This window comes from Pseudomonas sp. KB_15, assembly GCF_052114525.1.
Taxonomy (GTDB): domain Bacteria; phylum Pseudomonadota; class Gammaproteobacteria; order Pseudomonadales; family Pseudomonadaceae; genus Aquipseudomonas.
Window position 1 is genome coordinate 1 of the sequence record NZ_JBFREX010000096.1, and the last position, 3,116, is coordinate 3,116.

Annotated in this window: 3 protein-coding genes; 2 read left to right on the forward strand and 1 reads right to left on the reverse strand. The window is 56.7% G+C overall.

The annotated features are described in order from the left end of the window. Positions 1–566: 566 nt before the first annotated feature. Positions 567–836, forward strand: coding sequence for a short-chain dehydrogenase (locus tag AB4Z35_RS29810; RefSeq protein ID WP_442101129.1), 270 nt, complete (start codon positions 567–569; stop codon positions 834–836). Positions 837–1,070: 234 nt separating this feature from the next. Continuing rightward, positions 1,071–1,799, forward strand: a complete 729-nt coding sequence (locus AB4Z35_RS29815; protein ID WP_442101130.1) for a class I SAM-dependent methyltransferase — start codon at positions 1,071–1,073, stop codon at positions 1,797–1,799. A 299-nt stretch (positions 1,800–2,098) separates the two neighbouring features. On the opposite strand, the gene tam is transcribed toward AB4Z35_RS29815, so the two are convergent. After that, positions 2,099–2,869, reverse strand: coding sequence for a trans-aconitate 2-methyltransferase (gene tam / locus AB4Z35_RS29820; RefSeq protein ID WP_442101131.1), 771 nt, complete (start codon positions 2,867–2,869; stop codon positions 2,099–2,101). Positions 2,870–3,116: the final 247 nt, after the last annotated feature.

A 3,116-nucleotide genomic window follows, 5' to 3' on the forward strand; every position in this document is an offset into this window, starting at 1 on the left:
ACTGCGAAGCAGTCGTAAAACAGCCATTGCGGTACGTCAGGCAGGCCGCGTCAGCTGGACTCGCGACTGCTATGCAGCCGAACGCAGCCTCGCGGGCTCGGCAGCTGCTACAGATCGCATTACCGCTTAACTGACTGGCATTAGTTAGCCCAAGTGGCTGGTTTTTTTGTGCGCGGAATTTGGTGATTCACCTGCCAACGTTAGTGCTAAGGCCCACTTTTAAGGGCCCAACAGAGATCAACGCTAGAAAAAGCAACGTCCTACACGACACAGGGAATTGTCCGTACACTTGCGCATTGCTGTGCCTTTGTCATGAGACCTATAGTCCCACCGCGCCCAAATGGCGTATCGGGTTTGGCGACTCGGTAACAACGGTACAGAAGGCTCCGAGGATTTCTCGGAGCGCTTTTGATCACGCTTGGCTGCTTTTTCGGTAGCTGTGCGTGGGAGACCTTCGGGTCTGCCGGTTTTACCATTGTCCGGTTCGCCAACCCGCGTACAGCTACCACCCTATTGTTTGGCGACAATTGAGTGGTAGGTCTTCCACCTACAATTGGTACTCACTCATGAAAGATTTCATGGCTTTAACCAGCAACGCCGACGATCTCCCCTCCCTCTACGTCAACACAACCCAACCCCTGCACTCCCTGCTCAGCACCGCCAGTTACAGAATTCGAGCCGTGACACAGATCCTTGAAAACCTCGCGATGCGGGGTGACATCACCACTGACTCGGTCATCCTCAGCGACTTTGCCTTGCTGTGCTGCGTGCCCTTGCGCGACGGTTGTGATGTGCTGGATGTCATCGCTCGACGCATGGATGCAGAACCGTCCTGACGTAATCTGTGGGAGCGAGCCCGGACCAAGCTCGCTCCCACAATGACTGCGCTTACAAATCCACAACGTACAACCCGTTTCCCCTCATCGCCCGCCCCGCTAGCATTTCCCTCACCTTCAACCACCCTCTTCACTGCACGGCCATCAGCGAACTCGCGTCATCATTTTTCGAAAGAACGCATACGGAACACTTCCGATGCTGCCAATGAATGATTTCAACAGAGCAACTCGAAAATGACCCAAAACATCTACGACGATCCCGGTTTCTTCCAGGGCTACAGCCAGATGCCCCGTTCGATTGGCGGTCTTGATGCCGCGCCGGAATGGCCTGCGCTGAAGGCGATGTTGCCGCCAATACAAGGCTTGAAGGTGGTGGACCTCGGTTGCGGCTACGGCTGGTTTTGCCGTTTGGCCAGTGAGCAAGGCGCCGGCAGCGTACTCGGGCTCGATGTTTCGGAAAAAATGCTGGAGCAAGCGCGCAAGACGACTTCGGCGGCCAACATCCAATACGCCCGCGCTGATCTGGAGCACCTCGACCTGCCGACAAACAGTTTCGACCTGGCCTACAGTTCCCTCGCCTTGCATTACATCAAGGACTTGCCCGGCCTGTTCGGCAAAATCCACGCAGCGCTGAAACCTGGCTCCCGCTTCGTGTTTTCCATTGAACATCCGATCTTCATGGCGCCGCGTAATCCCGGCTGGATCACCGATGCCGAAGGCCGCAAGAGCTGGCCGCTGGACAGTTATCAAATGGAGGGCGAGCGTGTAACCAACTGGCTCGCGGACGGCGTGATCAAGCAGCACCGCACCATTGGCACATTACTCAACGCGTTGATCGCTGCGGGATTCACTATCCAGCACGTCAATGAATGGGGTCCGTCCGATACCGAGGTCGTTGCTCAACCGGCACTGGCTGAAGAACGGGAGCGACCCATGATGATGTTGGTCGGAGTGCAACGCTGATGGCCGCCCGTATATTTTGCGTAAGGAACTTCGCGCGCCAGTAAAGAAACCGTAGCAAGGCGTTGAGTCCGGAAATGGATACCTTATGCTCCCGGCTCACCTTCCGCACAGAGATCAGCATGGACAGTTCAGAGTTGGGGATCATGATCATTTCAATGATCGGGTTGTTCGGCTTTGCCTCGTTTGCTTTTGAATACCTGAGTGCCCGGCGCTCGAAAAAGAACAAGCCGCAGTGATGTTTTCCGAGCGGTCAAGAAAAGGGACAGATGACGCTCAAGGTCATCTGTCCCTTTTTCGCATCAGCGGGTCGCGACGATAAACAACCGTGGAAACGGCAACAGCACCGAACCATCGGCCAAGGCCGGATACGCCTGCTCGATAGCCGCCTGATACTGCTTCAGATACTGCACTCGCTCCACCTCATCCAGCGGATCGAGGAACGGCCGCAAACCACTGCCCTTGAACCACTCCACCACGCCAGACGCACCGCCCGCGAGCGGATGATGGTAAGTGGTGCGCCACACATCGACGCGGGTGCAACAGGCTTTCAGTATCGAGTAGTAACCGCTGGCACTTTCCATTTCAGTCCGCTGCCCGGCAGCGCCTGCCAGTTTACTGGCCCATGGACCGTCAGCGGCCACTTCGCGCATCAAGCGGTGCGAGTGCTCATTAAGATTGTCAGGCATCTGGACGGCCAGACTGCCACCCTGCACCAGTTTGCTAATGAGCGAGGGTAGCAACGTGGCGTGATCCGGCACCCACTGCAACACCGCGTTGGCAAAAATCACGTCGAACGGGCCGTTGTCGTTCCAGGTGTCGATGTCAGCAACATCGAACCGCACCTGCGGCAAGCGCTTGCGAGCGGCTTCGATCATGTCGGTCGAACTGTCCAGCCCGCGTACCGAGGCACCGGCAAAACGCGCCACCAACAACTCGGTCGAGTTACCAGGACCACAACCGATATCGATGGCCGAGCGCACGTCCCCAGCGGGGATGGCCGCCAGCAGGTCACGGGCGGGACGGGTGCGTTCATCTTCAAAAGCGACGTACTGTTTGGCGGACCAACTCATTGCGTTCTCCTGTCGGTGTGTTGTTCTGGCCGAAGCCGACAATCGGGTAGCTACATTACATCGCCTGACAGGTTCCGCTCTATTCCACTTTTGGTAAGAGTCATCGCTAAGCGTTTCAGAAAAAAACCGGCGTGATTAGCTAATGCCAGTCAGTTAAGCGGTAATGCGATCTGTAGCAGCTGCCGAGCCCGCGAGGCTGCGTTCGGCTGCGAAGCAGTCGTAAATCAGACATTGCGGTACGTCAGGC